3 protein-coding genes are annotated in these 2665 nt (G+C 74.1%); all 3 read left to right on the top strand.

What is annotated here, in order from left to right:
* The first annotated feature begins 87 nt into the window (after positions 1–87).
* Entirely contained in the window at positions 88–567 is a 480-nt protein-coding gene (locus D7V97_RS42050; protein ID WP_120616141.1) for an RNA polymerase sigma factor, read from the top strand.
* A complete protein-coding gene (locus D7V97_RS42055) occupies positions 564–1442 on the top strand; it encodes an ActD-like protein (protein ID WP_120616140.1) in 879 nt (292 codons plus the stop codon). Before D7V97_RS42050 ends, D7V97_RS42055 begins: the two co-directional genes overlap by 4 nt.
* The coding region (locus tag D7V97_RS42060; RefSeq protein WP_147445230.1) for a caspase family protein at positions 1439–2665 on the top strand (1227 nt) is incomplete at its 3' end. The genes D7V97_RS42055 and D7V97_RS42060, both read left to right, overlap by 4 nt.

Raw genomic sequence — 2665 nt, forward strand, 5'->3', positions numbered from 1 at the left:
CAGGGTAGGGACGCCGCTTCGGAAGAAAGCCGGTGACAGACTTTCAGGGCACCGGTGTTTCCCTGGTCCGACCAGGAGGCGTGCGCGGTGTCCGTTCATGTGGAGGCCTACTACCAACGCTACGGCCCCCAGGTGCTCCGGCGCTGCCGCTTCCTGCTGCGCGACGAGGAGCAGGCCGTGGACGCGATGCATGACGTGTTCGTGCAGCTGCTTCGCTACCAGGCCGCCCTCAAGGACACCGCGCCGTCCAGCCTGCTGCATCAGATTGCCACCCGCGTGTGCCTCAACCGCCTTCGCGGCACGAAGCGACGTCCGGAAGACCGGGATGACGAAATCGTGCTGCGCATCGCCGCCTCCGGGGACCTGGAGGCCCGTACGGCCGCACGGGGGCTGTTGGATCGCCTCTTCGGCCGGGTGCCCGCCTCCAGCCGCGACATCGCCGTGCTCCACCTGGTGGACGGCATGACGCTGGAGGAGACCGCCCGCGAGGTGGGCCTGTCCGTGTCCGGGGTGCGCAAGCGCCTGCGGGCCCTGTCCGCTGTCCTGCAGGAGCTGGAGGCCGCATGACGTCCCCCCACCACACCCCGGACTGGCTGCTGGAGCGCATCGCGCTGGGGGAGCTCCCCCCGGATGAGCTCGCCGCCGCCCGCGCCCGCCTCGCCCAGGAGCCCGACGGGCCCTCGCGCCTCGCCGCCCTGGAGGCCGACTCGCGCGCCATCCTCGCCCGCCTGCCCCCCCAGGCCGTCGCCCGCGAGGTGATGGCCCGCGCGGCCCGTCCGGAGGCAGCCGTCGCCGGAGCCCACGTCGTCGCGGCCCCGACCCGCGCGGAGGCGTCCCCACCGCGCCCTTCGTGGCGCTTCCTGCCCGTCCTGGTGCCGGTGCTCGCCGCCGCGGCCCTGGTCGTCCTCGTGCGACCTTCGACATCGTCCGACGTGCGGGAGGCGCCAGCCGCGTGGGGCACCACCCCCGGCATCCTGGAGCCCACGCGCAGCAAGGGCCTGCAGCCGCGGCTCGACGTGCACCGCCAGAGCGCCGCGCGCTCCGAGCGCCTCACCGACGGCGCCCACGCCCAGGCCGGTGACGTGGTGCAGCTCTCCTACGCCTCCGCCGGCAAGCCCCACGGCGTCCTGCTCTCCGTGGACGGCCGTGGCGCCGTCACCCAGCACCTGCCTAGCCCCGGGGAATCAGGGCAGGAGCCGGGCCACCTGTCCGCCGTGCTGGAGCGCTCCGGTACGCACCTGCTGCCCCGCGCCTATGAGCTGGACGACGCGCCCGGCTTCGAGCGCTTCTTCCTCGTCACCGCCGATGCGCCCTTCGCCCTGGACGGCGTCCTGTCCGCCGCGCGCGTCCTCGCCGCTTCGCCTGACGCGCGCACCGCGCCGCTGCGCCTGCCTCCCGAACTGGGGCAGACCTCCTTCCTGTTGGAGAAGCCCTCCCCATGAGAGCGCCCGTCGTCCTCCTGTTGCTCTCGTTGTGCGTGGGGGCTCCGACCCGGGCCCACGCCGAAGCCGTCGCCGTGCGCCGCCTGGCCCTGCTCGTGGGCGTCAATGACGGCGGCCCTGAACGCGTGCGGCTGCGCTACGCGGACACCGACGCGAGAGCCTTCTCCCAGGTGCTGTCGGAGCTGGGCGGCGTGCTGCCCCAGGACCGCGTGCTGCTCACGGACGTGGACCGCGCGGGTGTCCTCTCCGGCTTCGAGCGCATGCGCAAGCTGGCCGAAGGCGCGCGCGCCTCCGGGGCCCGGCGCGTGGAGGTACTGCTGTACTACTCCGGCCACTCGGACGACGAGGGCCTGCTCCTCAAGGGCGAGCGGCTGGACTACGGCGAGCTGCGCCGCGCGCTGGAGGGGCTGCCCGCGGATGTGCGCATCGCGGTGCTGGACTCGTGCGCGTCCGGCGCGTTCGCGCGGCGCAAGGGCGGCGTGGCGCGGCCCGCGTTCCTGGTGGACTCCGGCATCCAGGTGAAGGGCCACGCCATCCTCACCTCGTCCAGCGCGGACGAGGCGTCGCAGGAGTCGGACCGGCTGGGCGGCTCGTTCTTCACCCACCACCTGGTGTCCGGCCTGCGCGGCGCCGCGGACGTCACCCACGACGGCCGCGTGTCCCTCACGGAGGCGTACCAGTTCGCCTTCCACGAAACGCTCGCGCGCACCGAGCGCACGCAGGGCGGCGCGCAGCACCCCAACTACGACATCGAGCTCGCGGGCACCGGCGACCTCGTCATGACCGACCTGCGCGCCACCACCGCGGGCCTCATCCTCACCGAGCCGCTCGAAGGCCGGCTGTACGTGCGCGACGCGGTGGGCACGCTGGTGGTGGAGGTGCAGAAGGCGTCCGGCCGCGCCACCGAACTGGGGCTCGCTCCCGGGGCCTACCGCGCGCGGCGCGAGCTGGGCGGCAGCGTGTCCGAGACCGCCTTCACGCTGAAGGAGGGCATGCGCACGCCGCTGTCTCCCGGCGACTTCCTGGGCGTGGGCAGCGAGGCCACCGTGATGCGCGGCGGCGGCCGTGCGCCAGCGCAGGCGCTGTCCCCGGAGGGACGGATGCGGCTGGCGGTGAACCTGAGCCTCATCCCGTCGGTGAGCACCAACGCGATCCGGGCCGGCAACGGGCCGGTGGAGAACCGGCTCGCGGTGGGCGTCCTCAACGGCGGCACGGCGCTGGGG

This window comes from Corallococcus sp. CA053C (assembly GCF_003611675.1).
GTDB lineage: Bacteria > Myxococcota > Myxococcia > Myxococcales > Myxococcaceae > Corallococcus.